This is a genomic window from Marinobacter sp. M3C (assembly GCF_023311895.1).
Taxonomy (GTDB): domain Bacteria; phylum Pseudomonadota; class Gammaproteobacteria; order Pseudomonadales; family Oleiphilaceae; genus Marinobacter.
In genome coordinates, this window is the sequence record NZ_CP092284.1 from 3,943,840 (window position 1) to 3,966,447 (window position 22,608).

At 53.9% G+C, this 22,608-nt stretch carries 20 protein-coding genes; 5 read left to right on the top strand and 15 right to left on the bottom strand.

Going from position 1 to position 22,608, the window contains the following annotated elements; all coding sequences use genetic code 11:
• Nucleotides 1-27: 27 nt before the first annotated feature.
• The gene (locus MIH18_RS18540; protein WP_249005833.1) at nt 28-1,581 is read right to left on the bottom strand and encodes an ABC transporter substrate-binding protein; all 1,554 of its coding nucleotides are present in this window, start codon (nt 1,579-1,581) and stop codon (nt 28-30) included.
• Nucleotides 1,582-1,670: 89 nt separating this feature from the next.
• A complete protein-coding gene (locus MIH18_RS18545; RefSeq protein WP_249005832.1) occupies nt 1,671-2,933 on the bottom strand; it encodes a Zn-dependent hydrolase in 1,263 nt (420 codons plus the stop codon).
• Between the two features lie 122 nt (nt 2,934-3,055).
• On the opposite strand from MIH18_RS18545, the gene MIH18_RS18550 reads away from it, so the two are divergent.
• A complete protein-coding gene (locus MIH18_RS18550; RefSeq protein WP_249005831.1) occupies nt 3,056-3,994 on the top strand; it encodes a LysR family transcriptional regulator in 939 nt (312 codons plus the stop codon).
• Between the two features lie 374 nt (nt 3,995-4,368).
• Here MIH18_RS18550 and MIH18_RS18555 read toward each other — a convergent pair whose 3' ends face one another.
• The 8 genes from MIH18_RS18555 to MIH18_RS18590 all read right to left on the bottom strand — a co-directional run bounded on the left by MIH18_RS18555 (nt 4,369) and on the right by MIH18_RS18590 (nt 13,647).
• Nucleotides 4,369-4,527: a hypothetical protein gene (locus MIH18_RS18555; RefSeq protein WP_249005830.1), complete on the bottom strand. Its 159-nt coding sequence runs from the start codon at nt 4,525-4,527 to the stop codon at nt 4,369-4,371.
• Between the two features lie 75 nt (nt 4,528-4,602).
• The gene (locus MIH18_RS18560) at nt 4,603-5,322 is read right to left on the bottom strand and encodes an ABC transporter ATP-binding protein (protein ID WP_249005829.1); all 720 of its coding nucleotides are present in this window, start codon (nt 5,320-5,322) and stop codon (nt 4,603-4,605) included.
• Nucleotides 5,319-6,065, bottom strand: coding sequence for an ABC transporter ATP-binding protein (locus MIH18_RS18565; RefSeq protein WP_249005828.1), 747 nt, complete (start codon nt 6,063-6,065; stop codon nt 5,319-5,321). The genes MIH18_RS18560 and MIH18_RS18565 overlap by 4 nt, the downstream gene beginning before the upstream one ends.
• 10 nt (nt 6,066-6,075) lie before the next feature.
• Complete coding sequence (locus tag MIH18_RS18570) at nt 6,076-7,053, bottom strand: branched-chain amino acid ABC transporter permease (RefSeq protein ID WP_249005827.1); 978 nt, start codon at nt 7,051-7,053, stop codon at nt 6,076-6,078.
• Complete coding sequence (locus tag MIH18_RS18575) at nt 7,043-7,915, bottom strand: branched-chain amino acid ABC transporter permease (RefSeq protein WP_249005826.1); 873 nt, start codon at nt 7,913-7,915, stop codon at nt 7,043-7,045. The genes MIH18_RS18570 and MIH18_RS18575 overlap by 11 nt, the downstream gene beginning before the upstream one ends.
• A gap of 97 nt (nt 7,916-8,012) precedes the next feature.
• On the bottom strand, nt 8,013-9,272 hold the full coding sequence (locus MIH18_RS18580; protein ID WP_249013227.1) for an amino acid ABC transporter substrate-binding protein: 1,260 nt from the start codon (nt 9,270-9,272) through the stop codon (nt 8,013-8,015).
• Nucleotides 9,273-9,484: 212 nt separating this feature from the next.
• Nucleotides 9,485-11,656, bottom strand: coding sequence for an EAL domain-containing protein (locus tag MIH18_RS18585; RefSeq protein ID WP_249013228.1), 2,172 nt, complete (start codon nt 11,654-11,656; stop codon nt 9,485-9,487).
• A gap of 17 nt (nt 11,657-11,673) precedes the next feature.
• Entirely contained in the window at nt 11,674-13,647 is a 1,974-nt protein-coding gene (locus MIH18_RS18590; protein ID WP_249013229.1) for an HDOD domain-containing protein, read from the bottom strand.
• A gap of 355 nt (nt 13,648-14,002) precedes the next feature.
• On the opposite strand from MIH18_RS18590, the gene MIH18_RS18595 reads away from it, so the two are divergent.
• The gene (locus MIH18_RS18595) at nt 14,003-15,322 is read left to right on the top strand and encodes an AAA family ATPase (protein WP_249005822.1); all 1,320 of its coding nucleotides are present in this window, start codon (nt 14,003-14,005) and stop codon (nt 15,320-15,322) included.
• Nucleotides 15,323-15,526: 204 nt separating this feature from the next.
• Nucleotides 15,527-17,311, top strand: coding sequence for a DEAD/DEAH box helicase (locus MIH18_RS18600; RefSeq protein ID WP_249013230.1), 1,785 nt, complete (start codon nt 15,527-15,529; stop codon nt 17,309-17,311).
• 14 nt (nt 17,312-17,325) lie between these two features.
• Here the strand turns inward: MIH18_RS18600 and MIH18_RS18605 are convergent, their stop codons facing one another.
• The 5 genes from MIH18_RS18605 to MIH18_RS18625 form a co-directional block, all read right to left on the bottom strand.
• Complete coding sequence (locus MIH18_RS18605) at nt 17,326-18,294, bottom strand: ribonuclease Z (RefSeq protein ID WP_249013231.1); 969 nt, start codon at nt 18,292-18,294, stop codon at nt 17,326-17,328.
• Between the two features lie 16 nt (nt 18,295-18,310).
• On the bottom strand, nt 18,311-18,613 hold the full coding sequence (locus tag MIH18_RS18610; RefSeq protein WP_249005819.1) for a 2OG-Fe(II) oxygenase: 303 nt from the start codon (nt 18,611-18,613) through the stop codon (nt 18,311-18,313).
• Nucleotides 18,614-18,729: 116 nt separating this feature from the next.
• A complete protein-coding gene (locus MIH18_RS18615) occupies nt 18,730-19,734 on the bottom strand; it encodes a DUF6635 family protein (protein WP_249013232.1) in 1,005 nt (334 codons plus the stop codon).
• A 350-nt stretch (nt 19,735-20,084) separates the two neighbouring features.
• Entirely contained in the window at nt 20,085-20,642 is a 558-nt protein-coding gene (locus MIH18_RS18620; RefSeq protein ID WP_249005816.1) for a cytochrome b, read from the bottom strand.
• Between the two features lie 101 nt (nt 20,643-20,743).
• On the bottom strand, nt 20,744-21,028 hold the full coding sequence (locus tag MIH18_RS18625; RefSeq protein WP_349293792.1) for a DUF2780 domain-containing protein: 285 nt from the start codon (nt 21,026-21,028) through the stop codon (nt 20,744-20,746).
• An 86-nt stretch (nt 21,029-21,114) separates the two neighbouring features.
• Here MIH18_RS18625 and MIH18_RS18630 point away from each other — a divergent pair, with 86 nt between their 5' ends.
• Both MIH18_RS18630 and MIH18_RS18635 read left to right on the top strand, forming a co-directional pair.
• The gene (locus MIH18_RS18630) at nt 21,115-21,522 is read left to right on the top strand and encodes a transposase (RefSeq protein WP_249006779.1); all 408 of its coding nucleotides are present in this window, start codon (nt 21,115-21,117) and stop codon (nt 21,520-21,522) included.
• Complete coding sequence (locus MIH18_RS18635; protein ID WP_249006780.1) at nt 21,519-22,604, top strand: IS3 family transposase; 1,086 nt, start codon at nt 21,519-21,521, stop codon at nt 22,602-22,604. Before MIH18_RS18630 ends, MIH18_RS18635 begins: the two co-directional genes overlap by 4 nt.
• Nucleotides 22,605-22,608: the final 4 nt, after the last annotated feature.

A 22,608-nucleotide genomic window follows, 5' to 3' on the forward strand; every position in this document is an offset into this window, starting at 1 on the left:
GGCGGCGAAACGCCGCCCAACGTCGTGTTACCGGTCAAACCAGGCGTTTTTAAAGCCGTCGTTAAGGCCAATGCCTGTGGTGACAAGGTTTTTAACATCACAGCGGTAGATGGTCGGGAAACCCAGTTCAAGCAACCAGCCGACCGGGACCTCGTCGTGAAGAATCTCCTGAACCTCGTGGTAGTACTCTTTACGTTTTTCGTCCGGGTAGGCGGTCGCCGCCAGGTCGAACAGCTCGTCTACGCGCTCGTTCTTATAACCTTCGACGTTGTTCCATTGAGAGCCTTTCGCGATATTGCTGGAAATATAGGTCCGTGAGATACCCAGGGCCGGGTCGCCGTATTGAAAGAGGTAGGTAAAGGCGAGATCGTAGTCCCACTCGGCCAGGCGCTGGTTCCAGCCACCGACATCAGTGGACTGTGTGGTGACGTTGATGCCCACTTCCTGCAGATTCTGCTGAACCGCTTCGGCCCAGCGTACCCAGGTTTCGCCGTAGGGAATCGGCAACAAGCGTATTTCTTCACCCTTGTAGCCCATTTCATCCAACAGTTCACGGGCGCGTTCCGGGTCGTGTTCATAAGGTGGCAGGCTGTCATTCTGGAAGCTGGCATTCGAGCCAAAGGAGGAAAGCGGTACCTTGCCCAAACCGTTCCACAGCACATCGCGGACAAATTCACGGTCAAGCGCGTACATGACTGCCTGACGAAAGCGTTTATCCGCCGTCGGGCCTTCGCGGTTGTTCATCCACAGCATGGCGAAGGGGCTGAAGTACTCCTGACCCTGTTCGGTACGACAGGTGTTATCGAGTTCGCTCAGACGCGGGATATCAAAGTTTTCGACCGAGTTGGCCGGTAGCACGTCGATCGTACCGTTTTCGTAAGCCACCGCACGCGACGAAGCATCCGGAATAACGTGCCAGTTGATGCCGTCCAGGTAGGGCAGCCCTTCCTCGTAATAGTCTTCGTTTTTCACCAGCTTAATGACGCGGCCACGGTCCCAGCTTTCGAACTTGAACGGGCCGGTGCCAATCGGATGATTGTTGGCCTCGTTGGTTCGGAAGTCGGTATTTTCATAGATATGCTTGGGCATCATCGGCATGGTGCCCGCTTCAAAGGCCAGCATAAAAGGGCCAAAGGCGTTTTTGAGCGTGAATACCACGGTGTGATCGTCAGGAGCTTCGATGCTCTTGACGTGGGAAAGAATCGTCCGGGTGCGAGGGTTCATTTCACGCAGGTAAACATCGGTGGAGAACACCACATCTGCGGAAGTGAAAGGCTCGCCATCGTGCCAGGTGGCGTTTTCATGCAGGTAGAATGTGTAGGTCAGGCCATCTTCGCTGACTGTCCAGTCACGGGCCAGCTGCGGCATGGGTTTGAGGTCGGTATCGTAACGCAGCAGGCTTTCATAGATGTTGCCGGAGATCATCTGGGTCGGTGCGTTCTGGTGAACCCCGGCAATAATGCCGGGCGGTTCAGGCTGTATCACCGTGTTGATAACGCCGCCTGAGCGGGGTTCTTCCGCCCAGGCGAAAGTGGCCGCCAGAGATGCAATAGTAATGACAAGGGTTAAGGTTTTTTTCATTGTTTTCCCCGTACTTATGGTTGGTTGATGGGAAGTATGGCTCCGCAGAGCCGGGTTATTAAGGCATTGAATTCGTCTAAGCTGCTTTGTTACTCGCGATTCGCCGTGCGCAATAGCGCATCGCATAACACTTGTGCACCGATAGCGCAGTGCTCGGGCTCGGCACATTCACGTTCGTTATGGCTGATGCCGTCTCGGCAAGGTATGAACAACATCGCGGTCGGCGTTACATAGCTGATATTCACCGCGTCGTGACCGGCGCCGCTCATCATGCAAAACGGCACGTGGCCCAACGCCTCCGTCGCGCTGGAAAGATCCTTCACCAGCGCCTCATCAAAGCGGGTGACCGGCATATGCCACACCACACTGATGTTGGCGCTGACGCCTTCGCGTTCCGCGGCCGCCTTTACATGGGCGCGGAGGCTGTCATCAAGCGTTTGCAGGGCGGCTTCCTTGGTATGACGCACATCGACCTGCAAGGTGACCGCCCCTGGGATCACATTGCGCGACGGCTCGGCGACCCGAAAATCGCCGATGGTCAGGCGCGAGGCGCCATCGGCATCGTCGAGTACGCTCTTGCGCATGGCTTCCACAAAGGCCGTCGCGGCCATTAATGGGTCATGGCGATACTCCATGGGCGTCGGGCCAGCGTGAGCGGAATCACCGGTAAATGTGATGTCGTACCAACGTAACCCTTGCACGCCACTGACAATGCCCACCGGCAGGTTTTTTTTCTCGAGTATCGGGCCCTGTTCAATATGCAGTTCCAGATAGGCTGCCAGTGGCAAATCGTGGCGAGTCAAAGAGCCTTGATAGCCGGATTGGTCGAGCGCTTTGCCCAAAGAGACACCATCACGGTCCTCGGCGGCGCGAAAATCCTCCAGCGACAGCCGTTCACTGTAAACACCACTGCCGCCCATTGCCGGGGCAAAGCGGCTGCCTTCCTCGTTGGTCCAGTTCACCAGCACCAGCGGCCGGAGGGTGGTAATGCCCTGGTCGTTCAGGGTGCGAAAGATTTCCAATCCGGCGAGCACGCCCAGCACACCATCAAAACGCCCGCCCAGCGGCTGTGAATCCAGATGGCTGCCAATCGCCACAGGAGAAAGATCGTTGTCACGCCCAAGGCGATAAATGAACATATTGCCCGCTTGGTCCATCTGCCATTCGCAGCCCAGCAATGCGGCCCAGTCGAGTAGCTGCTGGCGACCGGCCAGGTCCTCATCGCTCAGGGCCAGCCGACGGCTACCGCCGTTGGGAGATGGTCCGATACGCGCCATCTCCATCAGCGATGACCAAAGACGTTCGCCATCAATCTGCGGGGTAGTGGGCACATTTGTAGCGTGAGTCGTCATGCGATGTACTCCTTTACTGATCAATAAGCCTGGTGGCTGGTGATTGGCAGCTACGCCGCCTTGCTGTAATCTTTCTCAAAATTGACAGGTGACGTTTCTATCGCCCACGGGAGTTTGCTTGGATGAGGCCTCTACACGACTCGCTTGACTGGAACTTGCTGCGTACCTTTGTCAGTATCGTCCAGGAAAAAAGTATCAGTCGTGCTGGGCAGCGCCTGAACCTTTCGCAGCCGGCGGTCAGCCTAGCGTTGAAGCGGCTTGAATCGCATCTTGGGCAGAGCCTGATCGAGCGTGGCAGTCATCGCTTTCGAGTGACTGCAGCAGGCGAACTGGTCTATTGCGAAGCGCTGGAAATCTATGCCAATGTGGCGCGGCTCAGCGTCAACGTGCGCGACGCTCCTCCCGAAGTGGCCGGGCAGATCACCCTGTTTCTGGTCAGCGGTATTCAATGCAGCTTTCTTGATGACGTGCTGCAACGCTTTCATCATCAACACCCCCGCATTACCTGCGAGGTTAACGTGCTGTCGAGCCATGATGTGGTTCAGTCGATGGTGCAGAAAATGGGCACGGTGGGAGTGAGTCTGCAGCTGCATCCGGTAGAGGTCTTGAACAGCCAACTGCTGGTGAATCAGCGCTATCGGTTCTTTTGTGGTCGGGCGCATCGCTTTTTTGGCCAGCAGAACCTGTCGCTGCAGGCCCTCAGCCACGAACCGTTCGTCTCGTTCACCAGCGCCCAGCTTTCTGGCGCCCTGGCGGGCATCGCGCTGTTTCGAGCCAATGCAGGACTGGTGGGAGAGAAGGTCGTCACGTCGAGCAGTCTGACGGAAATCCAGCGTTTTGTGCGCAGCGGCTGGGGCATTGGCTGCCTGCCGGAGCACACCGTTCAGCAAGACATTGACAGTGGCCTGCTGTGGCCGTTGCCGCCCTACGAAGGCATTCCCAATATTGACCTGCACCTGATATGGCATCAGGACTCGCGCTTTTCCCAAGCGGAGCGCGTGTTCTTTGATTTTGTGCACCGAGCGATGGCAGAAGTGCCTATTGAACAACGGCTGCCGTGAAGCAACTCCTGGATAATTATTCACTCGGCTCACCTATTGTCGTTTTTATCAACGTTGCTGGTCTGCGATACTGATCAGATTCTTAATCTGAATGTTGGGTACTGACCTGGGGCGCCTGTCGTGAAAGTTGCGACAACGGCGACTTGCTGGACCAGTCATTTTTTTAATACTTGAACGTTTTTTATAAGTATCACTACGAATTGCATAAAACAATTTTTAATTTTTTATACAATGTATAAATGAAACAAATACCAAGACTATTCTGATTTTCCCTTGCAAAGCGTATTGGAAATGTGAAGCATAAAAAAAGAGCAACATTTAAAAGCGCCGGCCGGGCGATTTTAAATGTCGCCTGGACGCCATAAAAATTCAGCTCAATCAGGCACTTGATCTTGCACCTGCTTCAGGCAGTCTTCAGTCGGAGCCAGCTTCCGGCGCCAGTAAATAAATTGATGGTAAGCCAGTGACTGTCGCTTGCAGTAAGCGCTGCCGGACACGGCATGAGGCAGATTGGCGATTTCTTTGGACTGCATTATTCTTGCGTAAGCCGGATTATTCGAGAGGCAAAACGCAAGACCTGACCCCGAGGACAAGGTGTTTCGGCAAACCTAATCACTAACACCCATGTAAATCGACATAAGGTGCTCGTCGCTTCGTATATCGTCTCTGGTGCCAGAAAACTTATTTTTTCCACCCGCAAAAATATAAACACTGTCCGCCACCGGAAGCGCCTCTCGAATATTCTGTTCTATCATGATCACGCCAACACCGCGTTCACGTAAAGCCTGCACTCTGTCCATGGTCTCATTGACCAAGGCAGGCGAAAGGCCCGCTGAAGGCTCATCCAGCATCACGAAGGCTGGATTCGGCACCAGTGCCCGGGCGATTGCCACCATCATTTGCTCACCACCGGAAAGCGAACCCGCCGCAACGTTACGGCGTCGTTGCAGGTTCGGGTAGTCGGCGATCAATGTTTCGATGCGATCCTCAACGTCTCGGGTATCCTTCAGCGAATAGCCACCCATCCGCAGATTTTCCATGACTGAAAACCGGGGAAACACACCTCCACCCTGAGGCATCATCACGATGCCTTTGCGAACCACCTCATGGACAGGAAGCCCAGTAAGATCGATGTCTCCCAGCGTTATCTTTCCTGACCAGGCCGGTAACAGGCCGGCGATTGCCTTTATCACCGTGGATTTTCCACTGCCATTGGGGCCAAACACGCAGGTGATATGGCCAGGCTGGGCCGTTATGGAGATACCATGAACGATTTCCTGCTTACCGTAACCGGTGGTCAGGTCGGTGACTGTCAGCGCCTCACTCATGGCTGCCGTCCCAAGTAGGCCTGCTGAACCTCGGCGTTGCTCGCTATTTCTTCGAAGGTGCCTTCGGCCACGACCTCACCCATATTCATAACAATGAGTCGGTCACATATCTCACTCACCATTTCCATATCGTGCTCGATAATCAGGAAGGTTATGCCCGTTTCGCGAAGACGCCGTATGGCTTCCAGAATAATGCGACGGATATTTGGATGAACACCCGCGGTGACCTCATCAAGCAAAATCACTTTCGGGTCGCGCATGCATACCCGGCCAAACTCTAGAAGCTTCTGCTGCCCGCCAGACAGCTCCGAGGCCAGATTATTGATAACCGGCGTGATTTGAAGCATCTCCGCTACTTCCTTTGCCCTGCCTGGCGCGCCTTTCCAGTCACCCTCGACAGCCGCGGCCAACAAGTTTTCACGCACGCTCATGTTGTCGAACAGAGAGGGAATTTGAAATGTCCGCCCTATGCCCGAGCGAGCGATACGCCAGGTAGGCTGACCCGTAACATCAACACCATCAAGCCAAATGCGCCCTTCATCCGCTGGCTGCCCGCCTGCCGCCAAGCTGAACAATGTGGACTTGCCGCTACCATTGGGCCCGATTACACCAACAACCTCACCCGGTGCTGCCACCAGACTGACGCCATTGACCGCGGTAACGCCGCCGAAACGTTTGACGACTGACTCCAGGACCAGAGGTGATTTATCCGTGGCGGATGTCTTAATTGCAGGGGACGACATAATTCCACTCCTAGAACTTGCGAAGAATACGCGAAATCAGTTCACGCCCACGCCGACGCCCAACAATGAGACTAATCAATCCATTGGGCAGGAAGAGCACCACCATCGCAATGATCAACCCGAGGATAGGAAGGTACACCACAGTATCTCCGAAAGTAGACCAGATATAGCGGTTGGTCATCCACAGCACAACCGCGCCCAAAGCAGGCCCCCAAATGGTGCCCAGCCCACCCAACAAAACCATGACCACCATTTGGTCCGTAATGTCTGGCCCCAACACTGACTGTGGATCAATATAGGTCGTCCAATAGGCGAACACACTGCCAAACAGCGCGGTGATCGCGGCCGAGAGGGCGAACGCCTGCACCTTCACCAGGTTGGTACGGATACCCATAGCCTCAGCCGCAGGCTCATGGTCACGCAATGCCTTGAGACGGAATCCGAAGCGGGTGTACTCAATCAGATACCAGACACCGAGAAAGCTGGCGGCAGCTGCCGCCAGCATCGTGTAGTAAAAGAAAAATTCGTTCAGATAGGCCGGTAACGAAAGGCCGCTAGTACCACCGGTTATATCCAGTACGGTGGCCAGCTGAATCAACATCTCCGCAAAGGCCCAGGTCGCGATGGCAAAGTAGGCACCACGCAAGCGCATCGTGGGGCCACCAATGATAGCGGCCACAATCATTGCAAAAACAACGCTGGGCAGTAGGGTCGCCAGAAATGGCATCCCGATGCCAGGCTGCATGAGTATTGCCGTTGTGTAAGCACCAATGCCAAAAAAGGCGGAATGGCCGAAGCTTATGTAGCCGGCGTAACCGCCGACAATATTCCAGGCGCAAGCCAAACCGGCCCACATCAACGCCCCGGTGACAATGCGCAGGCTGTATGGATCGATAAAGGCGGGAACCACCGCCAGTGCCAGCAGACCGACCGCAACGGCTGCAAATCGAATTAAATAACCACGAACTTGGCCAGGATTAGATGCCACGTCCAAGAACCCCCTTTGGCGCGACCAGTAGAACCAGAAACAGCACTCCGAATACAACCAGCAATGAATAGCGGGTGCCGATATAGGTAGACACGACAGATTCCATTAGCCCGAGGGCGAGCCCCGCAATCAGCACGCCCCCCACGGACCCAAGCCCAGCCAGCACCGCAACAAAGAAGGCGAACAAGGTATAACGCACGCCGACGGAGGGGTTTACAGAGTAAATCGTGGCGATCAGTACGCCCGCCGAGGCCGTTATTCCGGTATAGAGCCCATAAACGTAGGCCGAAACCCGCTTTACGTTGACACCCATCAACCCGGCATGGTCCCGGTTTTGAGCAACCGCCCGGACCGCCATGCCGAAACGGGTTCGGTAGAGAAGCAGGAAAACCCCGAGGCTGATGACAATAGCCATTAAAAAGGCACTCAGGCGCAACAGGGGAATGGTGACAGGCCCGAGAGTTAAAAATTCGCCGGAAAATATCGATTCGACGTTTCGGCTGTTATAGGACCACAGCCAGAGCGCGCCACCGCGCATCAACAGGAACAGGCCAAAGGTAAAGGCGAGGGCCATCAGATCCGGGCGGGCGTAACGACTGGTTCGCACGTGATAAATTAAAGGCCCTACAGCCCGGCCAATAAGGGCAAACAAAACGAACACAAAAAAAATGCTGATGAACGGATCAATACCGGCCAACGCCACTAACCAGTACGCGGCATAGCCACCCAACATCACCCACCCACCGACCGCGAAGTCGATGACATGCAACACGCCGAACGTCAGCTGGAAGCCAATGGTCAGGCAGATCAATATCCCGCCTATCAATACCCCATTAACGATGGTTTGCAGAAATAGGTCCAAGGCGCCGCTCCTGAAGGGTGTTTACTGCTTCCTTAGACGGCACTCTCCTATCGTATCCAGAGAGCGTGCCGTCTTGCACTACCACATATCGGTTCGGTCAGGTCGCACCGGACATGGGGTATAGCAGCTCTCCCTCCGATGCACCGCTTGGGGCAACGGGTACAACCTTGCCGTCCTTGATCTGAACGACAACGGGTACTGGCTTGATATTGTTGTGGAAGTGGTCCCCCTCTTTCGCAAAAGCGACAGGGCCATAGAAGGTTTCAATGTCGGTGTCTTCAATGGCTTTCGTCAACTCCACCCGGGTTTTCTGATCCCAGGGCGGTGCCTTGCCAAGCCGACGGGCCGCGTCCTGGAGCACCAGACCACTGGCGGAGCACCCTGCCTCGGTATAGTCAGGGCGGGTACCCCACCGCGCAAACGAAAGATCGGAATAGTCGCTGGCGGTGCCGAACAAATCATCACGGTAAGGCAGCCCCGCCGTCCACACGGACACTCCGAGCACGCCGTTGGCCTTTTCACCCAACTGACTAATGAAGGCTGCTGAGGTCACGCCATAATGCATGATGAGTGCTTTAGGCTTGTAATCGAGTGACACCGCCGCATTGACGAAATTTATAAAGACACTTTCATGGCCGCCAACGGCGACAATGTCAGGATTGTCAGCCTTGAGCTTGGAGATAACGGGCGTAAGGTCCGCATTGGCCGGGAACAGCTCGAAACGCTTCAGCTCCAGACCCGTTTCTTGCACGCCGTTGCGAAAGCCTTCGGCCGTTTCTTTGGAAAAGGGCTCATCGACACCAATCACTGCAGCTGATTTCGCCTGTGAACCCAGGCTCTCGGCAAGTACCTTGATCGAATCACCAGACGTAAGGTCCACAGCCGGTATCATGCCGAAGTTGAAAGCCGGCTTCGACAGCCAGACATTGGGGGACTCTGCCGAGCCTGAGATCATTGGCACCTGGTATTTCGCACTGATTGGCTGAACCGCCAGCGTTACGCCCGACGTGTAGGGCCCAAACAGCACATCAACCTTGTCCTGAATAATCAACCGCACCGCAGCGTCAGCACCCGAGGCCGGACGTGATTGCGCATCACCATAAAACATTTTCACAGGATAGCGCTGACCCGCTATCTCTATTCCACCGAGTTTGTTGATTTCCTCCGCCCACAAGTCGTATCCCCGGCGGGTAAGATTGCCACCAAACCGGTTGTCCCCGGAAAGCGAAGTCACCACACCGCAACGAATAACTTTTTCCTCCGCTTGGGCAAAAGCAGCCGGTGCGCCTAGCACCATGGCACCGGAACCGAGCACGGTTCCCTGCAGCAATGCCCTTCGTGAAATTTTCCGAGCCATGTTGTTCTCCCTGCGACATACCGAATATGGGTTTAGCCCATTGACGGGCTGTGCAGTTTATGTACAGTTTCTGCAGCTATCATTATTTATAGTTCAATTCCGTGGATCTGTATAGCAAGAAGGAGAGGTTCAAGTGGCCTAAGGTCTCGGATGAGTGGATGCCACTGACGGGGGAGGAGACAGCTTTTTTTACCACGTTCATGGGACATTCGTCAGACGACGGCTTTTACTCGCTGATCATCCAACATCCTTGAAATGGCTTCGGGGGGCTGAGCGGGACCATAGAGGAAGCCCTGTATCTGCTGGCAGCCAAGCCCTCTCAGGTAAGCTAATTGCGTATCTGTTTCTACGCCTTCCGCGATAATGTCCAACTTCAGGCCGTGGGCCATGGCCACGATAGCGTTAACGATGCAGGCGTCGTCTTCTCCATTTCCAATTCCGCGAACAAACGACTGATCTACTTTCAACGTGTGGATAGGCAACTGATGAAGGTAGTTCAGCGAAGAATAGCCGGTACCGAAATCATCGATCGCAATGCGGACCCCATGATCGGCCAGTTGTCGGAGCTTCTGGCTGATCTGCTTAAGGTCATTCATAATGACATTTTCGGTAATTTCGATTTCCAGATGGTTGGCTGGAAACTCTTCATTTTTGAGCTGCCTGATCAGGCTTTCGACAAATTTAGGGTGCTCTACCTGAATCGGCGACATGTTTACTGCCAACCTAAGATCCCTGTTGCCATCAAGTATCCATTCTTTGACCTGCCGGCAGGCCTGGGCCAGTACCTGCTCGCTAAGCGCTACAATCAGTTTGGTTTCTTCGGCTAATGGCAGAAAATCCTTGGGGTAGAGCAATCCTCGATCCGGGTGCTGCCAGCGAACCAGCGCCTCCAGTCCCACAATGCGCCCGCTTTTGGCGCAAACTTGAGGCTGGTAGTAAACCCGCAGTTCGTTGTTCTCGAGAGCCTGTCTGAGATCCCTTTCCAGGCTAAGACGGTTGGCGGTGTCGATGTTCATGGATTCGCTGTAAAAACGGTAGCCATCCTTGCCCCTGGCCTTTACGTGATACATGGCGATATCTGCGTTCTGGATCAGCTGATCCAGTGAGGTGCCGGCCTCCGGGTAAAGGGAGATACCGATACTAACTCCGACAAATACCTCGTGTTCGCCCAATTGGAAGGGTGCTTTGAGCGCATCAATCAGTTTCTTGGCAATACGCCGGGCATCGTTACTGTTGTTAATGGCGGGCAGCAACAGTGTGAACTCGTCACCGCCAAACCGTGAGAGAGTGTCACCTTTACGGAGGCAATGCTCCAGACGCTGGGTGACCATTTGCAACAAAACGTCACCCATGGCGTGACCCAGCGTATCGTTAATCACTTTGAACCGGTCCAAGTCCAGAAACATGACTGCGAGTTTTTGTTTGCTGCGACCCGCCTGGGTGATGGCAAGGCTCAACCGGTCGGTAAACAGTGCCCGGTTGGGCAAGCGGGTGAGCAAATCATGGTAGGCCTGGAAATTTATGAAGGCTTCTGCTTCCTGGCGTTCAGTCACGTCTCTTGCGGTGCCGTAAAACCGCGCCTTGGGACCAGAGGTGCTGGCATTGAAATTGGCCCCCAGAGGCAAGGTTTCGTGATCAATCGGAAACGCAGTGATTTCAAAATACCGATTGGCCTTTTGGCTGCCCCGGGTTTTGAGTTTCACTTCGAAGGTGCGGGGATTTTCGGGTGTAATGCTTGGATCCCGAAAGGCATGGGTGCCGCGAGCAATATCCTGTTCGTCAAGTAGGTGCCGGAAATGCTTTCCGTTGAGCTCTTCACTGTTGTAGCCCAACAACGATTTAATCTTGCTGTTGATGAAACAGAAGCGCCCCTTGTCATCAAGCATGAAAACAATGTCTGGGGAGTTGTTGACGATGTAACGGTGCAATGCTTCGGACTTTTCAAGTCGCTGTTGCACATCGGTATGAGCTCTGACCAGCGACTGTTTGCCCAATGCAGCTTCCAGCGTGGTAAGCATTTCGTCCGGGTCAAAGGGTTTCTTGATGTAACCTTGAGCTCCTCTGCGCAGCGCACGACTGACAGAACTGAATGAATTCTCTCCGCTCACTACGATAATGCCGCATTTGGGCTGAACCTTTGCGGCATGGGCAATAACCTCAAAGCCGTCTAATTCAGGCATTCTCAGGTCGAGCATGGCGAGATCAAAGGTGCGCGTGTTCAGCTGTCTGCAGGCTTCTCTTCCACCCAGCGCCGAGGTAACAAGATAACCCTGTTGTTCCAGCAGCGAGGAGAGACTGCTCAGCAGCCTCGGGTCGTCATCGGCGACGAGTATCCTGGCCACGGTAGTGTCAGTCACTGGCGAGTGGATCGATTGCCGTGTCATCGCGCGCTGCCCATGATTTATGTCGGACCTTTGCTGGAATCGGATGCCGCAGGCAGGAGAATCCTGAAACTGGTGCCAGAGCTCCCCGTGCGATACCCAATGATGCCCTCCATGTCATCGATGAGTTGTTTGACAATGCTCAGCCCGAGTCCGCTGTGGGTCACGCCCTTACTGGATTGTACAGGCTTGAACAGGCTACTTTGAATGGCTTTCGGTAAACCCGGGCCGTTGTCTTCGATCAGCATTTCGATCCATTGCCGGCCTTGTTGCCAGACGGGCGAGGCGCTTTCAAGCCTGAGCTTCCCCCCATCCGGCATGCACTCGACCGCGTTTCGGATCAGGTTAAGAATCACCTGGCGCACCGGCGCCCGGCCAGCAGCCAGATCTGTTGATTCTTCGCTCAAAATCAGATCGCAATCAATATCGCCGTCCCCGAACAGACTATCCTGAAACAGGTTGTGCAGGGCTCTCAACTCGCGATTAAGGTTTGTCGGCTCGTCGGTGTTCGGGTTGGGCTCTTGGCTCTCACCCATCTGCACTAACAGATTGCCAGCGCGCTCAAGCTCTTCCCGGATAATATCCAGTTGTTCCCGGACCTGCTCATTTTCAAGCCGGCCTCGCAGTTGAAAAATGTACTGCCGAATGATGGTTAAGGGATTGCTGATCTCATGAATGTGACGTCGTATATTGTCTCGGGCAAGGGCCTGGTCAATATCCCCTCCTGTCACATCGTCCTGATTTTTCGCCTCTCCGCTCGCAAGCAGATGTGATAATCGCGCGCAGAACATTTCAGCCAGTTCCAGCGTTGACGCCATGTTTACGGCATCGGTGCCAATCACAAAAACGCCCTGACAGCCGTCTTCGGACAGCACCGGAACAGCCATCAGAGAGGATGTATTGAGTAGCGCCATTAATTGTTTGTCGAGCACGTTGGGCGAGCGGTCAGCCAGCAGCACAGCTTTTTGATCCCTGAAGCTTTGCGTCAGCACACTGCCTGTGGAAGTGGCAACAATCGTCATGTCGGGCGGTTCACCTTGACTGTCTGATGCCAGGATCAAAATGTCATCGTCGACTCTGAAAAACAGGCTGGGGCAACCTGTTAATAGAGTGAGGTTGATCACTGTGCTGACGAGTACCGGGCTTGAACCGTTGGCCAGGCTGAGAGCCTGGTCGGTCATGGTCTGGCGAATAACGGTATTGCGCAATGTCTGGCTTGCCTTGTGGCCGTCATAGGTATGTTCAAGGACAACACCCAACGATTCCGCGAGGGCAGCCACTTCATGATTGATGCGCAGTGATAATTCTCGGGTGAGATCTTCACTAAAACTGAAAATGGTACCTGCGGCAGCAATACCGGCCGCATCGGACTGAGCCAGCCGTGTTGACAGATTAATCAGCTTGACCAGATGGGCCGCATCACGGATTTCCGACGCCGGAGCCTTTTGATAACGCATGGCATCTACTGCCATCTGCCCCAACCCCCAAGCCTGAGCAAGCTGCGCTGCGATCTCTGCCTGGTGAGCGAGATACTCCTGTTGAATATCATCTGGAGTCATTTTCAGAGCAATCAGTTCGCCAATGTTATGGAGCATTCCCAACATAAAGGCTTCGTCCGCCGAGGGGTAGCGGGTAAGCGTGGCGAGGGTTTTGGCGGTCAGTGCGGTGGTGAGAGAGTGGCGCCAGAAATCACGAAGTTGCTGCCACTGGTCTGCACCAAGATCGAACATCAACTGCCGGAGTGATGCAGTGAGAATCAGGGTGCGTAAACGTTCAGTGCCAAGCCGGAGCAGTGCTTGCTCAACCGAGCGAATTTCTCCCGACCGGCCGTAGACTGATGAATTAGCCATGGCCAGTACTTGCGCCGTGAGTGCCGTGTCGGCCGAGATGATATCGCTGATATGACGGTAGCTGTCTTCCTTTCGACACGCTTCCAGCGCCCTGAGTGTGACTTCGGGGAGGCTGGGTAACTCTGTGTTGGGCGATATCTGCATGGAATTACCGGTCATATATGTCTTACAATTCATCGATCATTACCATAATGTTAAGATTTTAACAATCAATTCCAGTAAACAAATGCAGGCTGTTGAAAATTTCACTAAATTCTGAATGAATTAAAGTCCGATTTGAGTCTCAGATTGTGGCAAACGAAAACCCGTTAATAGGACTTATTCCGTGTCATCTACCTGATATTGCCACGCAGAATATTGTCAAAAACACAACGAATGTACCCGAAGTGTCGTCTCGCTGGCTATATTGTCTTGCATGTTCGCGGTAGACTTAAATTCGTAGATTAGTCTGTTCTATTCCTATGACCGTGGTTTTGAAGTCAGTATCAAAGAGAGGCCGATGACGGATTCGAGGGGTATTTCAGCCCAGCCCAGGGTCATTGCCGTCACCGGCGGTAAAGGTGGTGTTGGTAAAACCTCTGTTGCCATCAATCTTGCGCTGGCCCTTACGCGCGAGGGCCACAGAGTGCTGCTGCTCGACGGAGACTTGGATCTTGCCAATGTTGCCATCATGCTGGGTCAGTATCCGAAACACACTCTGGAACACGTACTTCGCCGGGAATGCACACTTGATGAAATCATCATGGAGGCGCCTCTGGGGCTACATGTGATTCCAGGGGCATCGGGGGTGCAGCGCTGCATGGACATGGGTGTTGCGGGCAGTCTTGATTTGCTTAAGAGCCTTGCTGCACTGGAACGCCGTTACGATTATGTTCTCATTGATACTGCCGCTGGCTTGCAGCCAGTTGTTCTTCACATGATTGCCTCTGCTGCCATGGCCTGTGTCGTGGTAACTCCCGACCCTGCTTCTCTAACCGATGCATTTTCGCTAATCAAGGTGTTGCAGCGGCAAGGCTACCGGCGTACCCCGAGTGTGCTGGTTAACATGGCTCACGGTGCCAGTCAGGCACAATCGATATTCCAGCGCTTTGCAGCGGCATTGCAGCGTCACGTGAGCGTGCGGCCACATTATCTGGGCGCCATCTGGCGTGACGAGACACTGCGCCAATCAGTGATCACCCAGCGCCCGGTGGCTTTGCTGGCTCAGTCAGACCCGTCCTGCCGGCAGTTTCACTCGCTGGCGGACAGGGTGAAGATAAGGTTGGAACAACTGCCACCCAGAAAATCCGGAATTGCAGCCTATTGGTACAAGGCCGTTCGTAGATCGGAGCAGGGTAGACCGACAGCAAAGCCCGCTAACGAACCCACGCCATCAAAAGCCGACCTTGGGACCCGGGTTCGGCAGGCCGTTGTCGAATTCGATGATCTTGTCTCTGATCCGTCATTGCCGCCAATGCTTCGTAATGAAGCATTGGCGGCCTGCTTTGCGCTGATTGGGCGCACGATGGACGACGACACCGTAGAGATTATCCAGACCGGATTGGCAGCACTTGACTGGGCAGCTCTGAGCGTTCCTCAACGAACCCACTTCGCCACTCATTTGCGACATTTGGCAGGCCAGGTCGCGCCCGAGTCTTCGAGGCCGGCAGGCGTCCAGTCTGTGATTCGAGGCTCTGACCGGGAGCCTCGTTACGATCAGGTTATATTTGGTGACCAGGAGCGTCTGCTGAAAGCCCTTCGCGAACAACCCAGCAACATCTCTCTGGACCACTTTCTGCGCGGGTTGGCAGGTAAGACGGATAACCGGTTCGAGGGTTGAAATTCAGCATTTTGAGGTTACTCTTCCCCGCTCATGTTCATGTTTTTTTGCTGCATGTCTTGTGGCTGTTATTCACAATGCGAGAATATTGATCTCCATCGTTGTCGATGTTTCAGTCAGAGTTTCTTCGCTTCCCGAACGAACGGCACCGGTATTTGTTAATATGACCCCCTTCCCATCCTAATAACGATTAAGCACTGCGAAATGAATGCTCCTTTTAAACTGAGGCCTTACCAGCAGGAAGCCGTTGATGCCACGTTGAAACACTTTCGCAAATCGGATGATTCTGCGGTTATTGTGCTGCCGACCGGTGCGGGTAAAAGTCTGGTCATTGCCGAGTTGGCCCGTCTTGCCCGGCGTAAAATTTTGGTGCTGACCCACGTAAAAGAGCTAGTTGAGCAAAATCACGCCAAATACCAGAGCTATGGGTTAACGGGCGGGGTCTTCTCCGCCGGGTTAAAGCGTAAGGAAAACCGACATCAGGTAACCTTCGCCAGTGTGCAGTCTGTTTCGGCAAATCTGGATCAGTTCAAGGATGAATACTCATTGATCATCATTGATGAGTGCCATCGGGTCAGTGGAGATGACAGCAGCCAGTATCAAACAATCATCGAGTTGCTACGGCAACAGAATGACTCCCTTAAAGTACTCGGGCTAACCGCCACACCCTATCGCCTGGGCATGGGTTGGATCTATCGCTATCACTATCGGGGCTTCGTCCGTAGCGGTAGTGATGAACAGACTAAGCCCTTTGGGCATTGTATTTATGAATTGTCGTTGAGCTATATGATTAGTTGGGGGTATCTCACCAGGCCTGAGTTGGTTAACGCGGCAGTGGCGCAATACGATTTCTCCACGCTGTCTCAGAACCGTTTTGGCGAATACGCCGAAAAAGACGTTAACCAGCTGCTGGGCAAACATCAGCGTGTGACCCGTGCCATTATTGAACAGGTGATGGAACTGGCCGTTAAGCGCAAGGCGGTGATGATTTTTGCGGCAACCGTGGACCATGCGCGGGAGATCACCGGCTATTTGCCGGAACACCAGACCGCCTTGATTACCGGCGCTACCGATCTGAACGAACGGGATTCGCTGATTCAGCGCTTTAAAAAACAGCAGTTAAAGTATCTGGTGAATGTATCCGTACTCACCACGGGCTTTGATGCGCCCCATGTGGACTTTATTGCCATTCTTCGCCCCACCCAGTCGGTCAGCCTGTATCAGCAAATCGTGGGTCGCGGTCTTCGTCTGGACGAGGGTAAACAGGATTGCTTGGTGATTGATTATGCGGGCAACAGCGTCAATCTGTACCACCCGGAAGTAGGGGAGAAGAAACCGAACCCCGATTGTGAACCGGTGCAGGTATTTTGCCCAGGCTGTGGTTTTGCCAATGTTTTCTGGGGCAAAGTAGATAGTGACGGCCATGTTATCGAGCATTACGGTCGCCGTTGTCAGGGGCTGCTAGAGCTTGCTGAAGGGGATGAGCCTGCAGCGCGGAACCGGCGCCCTGAACAGTGCGATTACCGTTTTCGTTTCAAGGAGTGCCCACACTGCGGTGCCGAGAATGATATCGCGGCCCGCAACTGTCAGCAGTGTAAGAAAGCGATTATCGACCCGGATGATCAGCTAAAAGACGCCCTGAAACTCAAAGATGCCATGGTGATTCGTTGCGCTGGGATTACATTAAGCGTCAATGACAGAAAAAAAGAGAGCAAACTAAGAATCACCTATCACGGTGAAGAAGGGGAAGAACTCAGCGAGTCTTTTGATTTCAGCAAATCGGCACAGCGCAACGTGTTTAACAAACTGTTTGGACGGCGTTTCGCGAATAGCCAGGCCCCGCAAGTGTTCAGCAGGATTGAACAGGTGCTTGAGATGCAAGCCTTGTTGCCTGCGCCGGATTTTGTCATTGCCCGCAAACAAAAGCACTACTGGCAGGTGCAGGAACGGATTTTTGATTATCAGGGTAACTATCGGAAGGCGTATTGAAGAGTAGTAGGCCCTTATGTGGTCAGGCACATCAGCGACAAGTCCTTCTCCAGCCGGTAAGTGTCAAAATCCCGGGCCAGAAATAGTTGGCCCTTGTAGTGTTGCATGGCTTCGGCTGCCAATTGGTTGATGTTGGGCGTGCCGCCCGGCGCGGACTGGTAGCGTGAGCTGAAGTGGGTAAGTACCAGGCTGGGCAACTGGGCCTGTTGAGCAAACCGGGCTACCTGTTCTGCGGAACTGTGCTGTGGCCAGGGCCCAACCCGGTCGGCCACGTCCTGAGTGTAGGTGGCTTCGTGAATCAGCGCATGGGTTCCCTTGCAGGCGTCGGTCAGCAGGTTAGGGTCGTCATTGTCGCCGGCGACGATCAGGCGGCGGGCAACGCGGGGAGCTTGTGTGTAATCGTCACTCCTTAGCAGGCGGCCATCCTTCTGCGTTACGTCATTGCCTTTCTGCAACTCCCCCCAGCTGGGCCCGGATTCGATGCCGTCCTCGTTCAGCTTGTCCTGTAACAGTTGTCGCTCAATGTTTCGCTCAGTGAACACGTAGGCACGGCAAGGTACTCGATGGGACAACGCCACGTTCGTCACCCCAAAGTCTTGATCCTTCCAGCAGAAGTCCGGTGCTTCGGAATCGATGAAGTTCAGGGTATAGCCGAGACTGGAGTCGCTGTTTTCGAGCGTTGCGTTGATGAAGCGTTGAGTTTGGACGGGGGCGACGATGTCCAAAGGTTCTGTGCGGCCCAGCATGGAGGCACTGGTGAGCAGCCCCGGCAGGCCGAAGGTGTGGTCACCGTGGATATGGGTGATGAATATCGCCCGCAATTGCATCACGGAGTAGTGAGCGCGTAGCAGTTGGTGCTGAGTGCCTTCGCCACAGTCCACCAGGTACCAGGGTTTGTGGCCAGAATGCGACAGGGCCAGGGCGGTTACGTTTCGTGAACGTGTCGGTGTTCCGGCAGACGTGCCCAGGAAGGTGAATTCCATCGTTCCTCGTTTTCGCTCAGTTTTGGGTCAACGCAAAACTGAGTAGCCAGCGGTTGCCGCGCTCAATCTTCGAAACCCGGTGTTGGTAAAGGTCCGGCCGGAAGAGTATGACTCTCCCAAACAGATTGAATACGTTTTTTTCGCAGATGAACTCACCGCCGGCTTTGGGCTTAACCAGTACGCAATTGAGCTTGTACAGCTGGCCTTCGGATAGCATGTCTACGTGGGGCACCACCTTGTGGCCCTCTGGGTAACGCACCAAGTAAACGCTCAGGCGCTTGGAGTAGAAGAGAATCCGGGTTTTTACGTTTAATGACATCGTTTGCGTGTTCGCCTGGAAGTGAGTTGCCTTTCAATTGTGCGCGCGGAGCGCGAGAATTTAAAGATGCCTCTGCAGTTCACACCTTCATGGTCATGATGCAGAAACTCCGTTAACTAAAGTAAACCAGATTTTATCATGTCGAACATGTCCAGAATTCGCGCCACAAACTGGTCTTTCGGGCGAAAGCTGCTTTGGGAGCTGATGGTAACGTCCCGCTGCAGGTGATCCATTAGTTTGTGCAAGCGCCGACGATGCAAACCGACCGCCGCCTGAACCGGGTCGAATATAACGCCGGAAAAAGCTGCAAACGCCGCCAATGAGCCCATGACAGCGATCATAACGCTGGCCGTCGTCGCCAGCGAAGGCTCTGGTGGAAACCAGCTGTAGTACCAACTGCCGAGGGTTCCACCAAGGATAAAGTCTTGGGCGGCCAGGGTCTCTGCGAGCATGGATGCGAGCACTACTCCGAGCCCAATGCCGCCCGGGGTAAACTTCTGGAATGCGAACGCGCCCAACACTGTGCATGAAATACTGTTGGTGATATCGGCAGACGCCGTCCGGGTCATCCGGTACTGACTGAGAGCGTCCGCGACCAGCCGTTCAATCAGGGTGCTAAATCGCTGGTGCTCGATTGGCTTGCAGCTATGGCGTTCATAGGCAGCCTCCAGTGCCTCAATCAGATATCCCTCCAGACGTGAGTCCTTCTGACCATTGTTCAACAGGTCCGCCAGAATAAGGTGCGAGATGTGCTGTTGTACTCGGGTGGTAAAACCGGCAGGTACACGATTTGCCAAACCGTGCAGCCACATCAGGCCTGTTCGTTTGGGAACTAGAATCTTCACTAGGCATACCAAGGCGTACACCGGCGCCCAGAGTAGGTTGATGGGTGCCCGCAGCATGTCCCATCCCAGCGCCATTCGGTTGGTTGCCAGGGCACCGGGATAATGGAAATGCCGGTCAATAAACGCCGGTACCCGCGCCCGGCAGTCGTCAAAGTAACGCTCGATGCCTGAGCGGATTGCCTGCTCTATCTCAACTTCGGAGACGTTGTGCTCGGGCGATGTGGCAATGGGCATAGTAACAAGCGCTTCAGCGTGAGCTTCTGTAATGATTCGCACCGACGAGATCTGGGAGGCTTCGGATACGTGAGGGTGCGTCTTTTCTGTCTCGGAATGATTTACAAAAATTAATAATTATAATCCCGAAAAGCTCGCTGATAAGTACTGTGACTTATTGATGAGTAAACTAACTAAATCTAAGATATCGGACACAAATTAACCTATTTTTCCGAAGAGAAATACAATGGCTTATACACCTTTCACCGCTATCACCAATAGCCGTGATTTTCGTAACCAGTACCTGCGTAAAAGCTTTATTCTCTGGGCGCAAAAGCTTAAAGCGCATCATCAAACACGTCAGGAACTGGCCAAACCATTCGCCTTATGTGTGGCTGCGCTAGACCCGTCCGTTAATCAAACAGACTCATACGCTTCATAACGTTATCGCGTTTGATTTTCCAATGGAACATCGCACCAGATACATGCAGCACCAACAACGCTAAAATGATCCAGCTCAGCCATTCATGCAGCATAAAGAGCTGTTCAGAGAGCTGTTCGTCCTTGCCAATAAACCCGGGCAACTGCCAGAGGAAAAATTCAACCGGGAAATCGCCGCTGGCTGTGCCTGCCCAGCCGATTAGCGGCATGGCAATCAGTGCTAAATAGAGCAAGCTTTGGACGCTTGTACTGACGACTCTATCTAAGGCATTCAAGGGCGGTACATGGTCTGGCACTGCAAAAGCCAGGCGGGTAATAACACGCAGTATCATCAGCAGTAATATCAACACACCCAGCGTTTTATGGCCGCCGTAGAGCACATTGGTTAGCGTTTGGCCTAGTAGATCGACGGCGCCGTCAAAATCCAGAAAGCCAATCGTTAAGCCGCTGGCTAAAGAGAGCAACACCACGCCAGCCACTGACCAGTGGAGTAGCCGGTGCGGATAGGCATAGCAACCCTGTGCTTGCATACGGAACTCCTGATAACCATTTATTCCAGTGTAGTTTAGTCACTAAAATGGCTTTGTGCTGTTTAAAAAATCGCGAATAAATCGAAATTAATACTGTCTGCTCAGCCGGCAGGCGCCCAAAGGCTTTGTAACTGGCCAAGCAATGATGAGCTAACCCCCTGCTCGCCAAGGAAACCCATCACAATCGGTACAAATTGCTGGATCATGGCGCTGTTCATGCCCAGCGCTGAGAAGGTCGACTGCACTCCGCTCATGGACGAAATATTGGAGAGCAGACTTTTGCTCAGACTGCTGCCTCCCCCCAACAGGCTGGATAGGCCTGGAGCTTCGCTGTTGAGAGAGCTCATAGCGCCGGTGCCTAGCTGATTTTGCACCAGCTGCAACAATGCACCCCCTGTGTGTCAACCTCAGTCCATACACCCGGTCTATGAGTTAACATAGATTTCAGGGCGCGGATTGAGGAGTGTAAGCAATGCCAAAACCTGAGTCACAGATACCCGATAATCACATCTTGCCAGACAGTCAGTTGGAGAAGCGGACCCGTCGCCGATTTTCCACAAAGTACAAGCTGAGAATACTGGCCGAAGCGGATCAATGCGCCTACGGTGAACTCGGCCCTTTATTACGCCGTGAAAACCTCTATAGCAACCAGTTGCGTGATTGGCGTAAGCAGTTGGAAGTCGGTGGCGAGGCTGCTTTATCCAAGTCTGCGCCGGGGCCTAAAGCGTCAAAAACACCGGACCAGAAGCGCATTGAGCAGCTAGAGAAAGAGCTGACCAAAACGCAGCACCGGTTGCGGGTGACTGAAGACTGTGTGGATCTCCAAAAAAAAGCCTTGTCGATGCTCGATCTGTCGAACAATGGGAGCGATCCATCATGACCGTCCTTGAGGCGCGCCCGGCGCACATTCCGTTCCGCTCTGCCTGTGATGCTTTGGGACTGAACCGGAGCACCGTTTACGCGTGGCGACGACGTCAGAGCACAGCACCAGACCCAGTCAGGCGCTCTCGTAAAACGACGCCGCAGCCCAGAGCGCTCTTAACCTCGGAGCGTGTGCAGATACTTGAGCGGATGAACGAACCCGAGTTCTGTGATCAAACGCCGTATCAGGTCTATCACACGCTGCTGGAACGTGGTGAGTGCCTGGCCTCGCTCAGCACACTGTATCGCGTGCTGCGACAAGCCAATCAGACCGGTGATCGCCGGAATCAACGTGCGCCTCAGTCGCATGCTATACCGCGCCTGACCGCGACACGGCCAAACGAAGTTTGGACGTGGGATATTACGAAATTGGCGACTACACGCCGGGGTAACTACCTGAACCTGTATGTGGTTATGGACCTGTTCAGCCGCTATGTCGTGGCTTGGATGATCTCCCGCAAAGAGAACAGTCAACTGGCGCAGCAGCTCATGGAACAAACACTGACACGATATGGGCTGACCAACCGCGGGGTCACCCTGCACCAGGACCGTGGATCGCCTATGATCGCCCAGAGCTTTCTCGACCTGATGGCCGATGTGGGCGTGGTCTGCAGCCACAGCCGCCCCAGAGTCAGTAATGACAATCCATTCAGTGAAAGCCAGTTTAAAACACTCAAAACGCAACCTGACTTTCCCGGACGCTTTGACAGCCTGGAATATGCACGGTTATGGGCAGCGGATTATTTTTGCTGGTACAACCATGAACACCACCACAGCGGGCTGGCCGGCTTTACGCCGACTCAGGTCTACACCGGCAACTATCAAACCGTGGGCCAAGTGCGGCAAGCAACGCTGGACCGGTATTATAGAGACCATCCGGAACGCTTCTGCCAAGGGAAACCAAAAGCCGCGTTACCGCCGGAAGTTGTCCACATCAACCCCATCACTTCGGAGGCGATAGGGGGTGAGACAAGTAGCGCTGTGAACTTCCCAACGTTACCAGCAGCACGAAAGGCGCTGGAGCGGGCAAATAGATGTTAACGTT

Coding starts and splice junctions, on each gene's coding strand:
- MIH18_RS18580 (WP_249013227.1), bottom strand. CDS start 9,272: ATGGCTCGGAAAATTTCACGAAGGGCATTGCTGCAGGGAACCGTGCTC.
- MIH18_RS18635 (WP_249006780.1), top strand. CDS start 21,519: ATGACCGTCCTTGAGGCGCGCCCGGCGCACATTCCGTTCCGCTCTGCC.
- MIH18_RS18565 (WP_249005828.1), bottom strand. CDS start 6,065: ATGTCGTCCCCTGCAATTAAGACATCCGCCACGGATAAATCACCTCTG.
- MIH18_RS18590 (WP_249013229.1), bottom strand. CDS start 13,647: ATGCAGATATCGCCCAACACAGAGTTACCCAGCCTCCCCGAAGTCACA.
- MIH18_RS18550 (WP_249005831.1), top strand. CDS start 3,056: ATGAGGCCTCTACACGACTCGCTTGACTGGAACTTGCTGCGTACCTTT.
- MIH18_RS18585 (WP_249013228.1), bottom strand. CDS start 11,656: ATGACACGGCAATCGATCCACTCGCCAGTGACTGACACTACCGTGGCC.
- MIH18_RS18545 (WP_249005832.1), bottom strand. CDS start 2,933: ATGACGACTCACGCTACAAATGTGCCCACTACCCCGCAGATTGATGGC.
- MIH18_RS18605 (WP_249013231.1), bottom strand. CDS start 18,294: ATGGAATTCACCTTCCTGGGCACGTCTGCCGGAACACCGACACGTTCA.
- MIH18_RS18600 (WP_249013230.1), top strand. CDS start 15,527: ATGAATGCTCCTTTTAAACTGAGGCCTTACCAGCAGGAAGCCGTTGAT.
- MIH18_RS18595 (WP_249005822.1), top strand. CDS start 14,003: ATGACGGATTCGAGGGGTATTTCAGCCCAGCCCAGGGTCATTGCCGTC.
- MIH18_RS18620 (WP_249005816.1), bottom strand. CDS start 20,642: ATGCAAGCACAGGGTTGCTATGCCTATCCGCACCGGCTACTCCACTGG.
- MIH18_RS18560 (WP_249005829.1), bottom strand. CDS start 5,322: ATGAGTGAGGCGCTGACAGTCACCGACCTGACCACCGGTTACGGTAAG.
- MIH18_RS18555 (WP_249005830.1), bottom strand. CDS start 4,527: ATGCAGTCCAAAGAAATCGCCAATCTGCCTCATGCCGTGTCCGGCAGC.
- MIH18_RS18540 (WP_249005833.1), bottom strand. CDS start 1,581: ATGAAAAAAACCTTAACCCTTGTCATTACTATTGCATCTCTGGCGGCC.
- MIH18_RS18630 (WP_249006779.1), top strand. CDS start 21,115: ATGCCAAAACCTGAGTCACAGATACCCGATAATCACATCTTGCCAGAC.
- MIH18_RS18610 (WP_249005819.1), bottom strand. CDS start 18,613: ATGTCATTAAACGTAAAAACCCGGATTCTCTTCTACTCCAAGCGCCTG.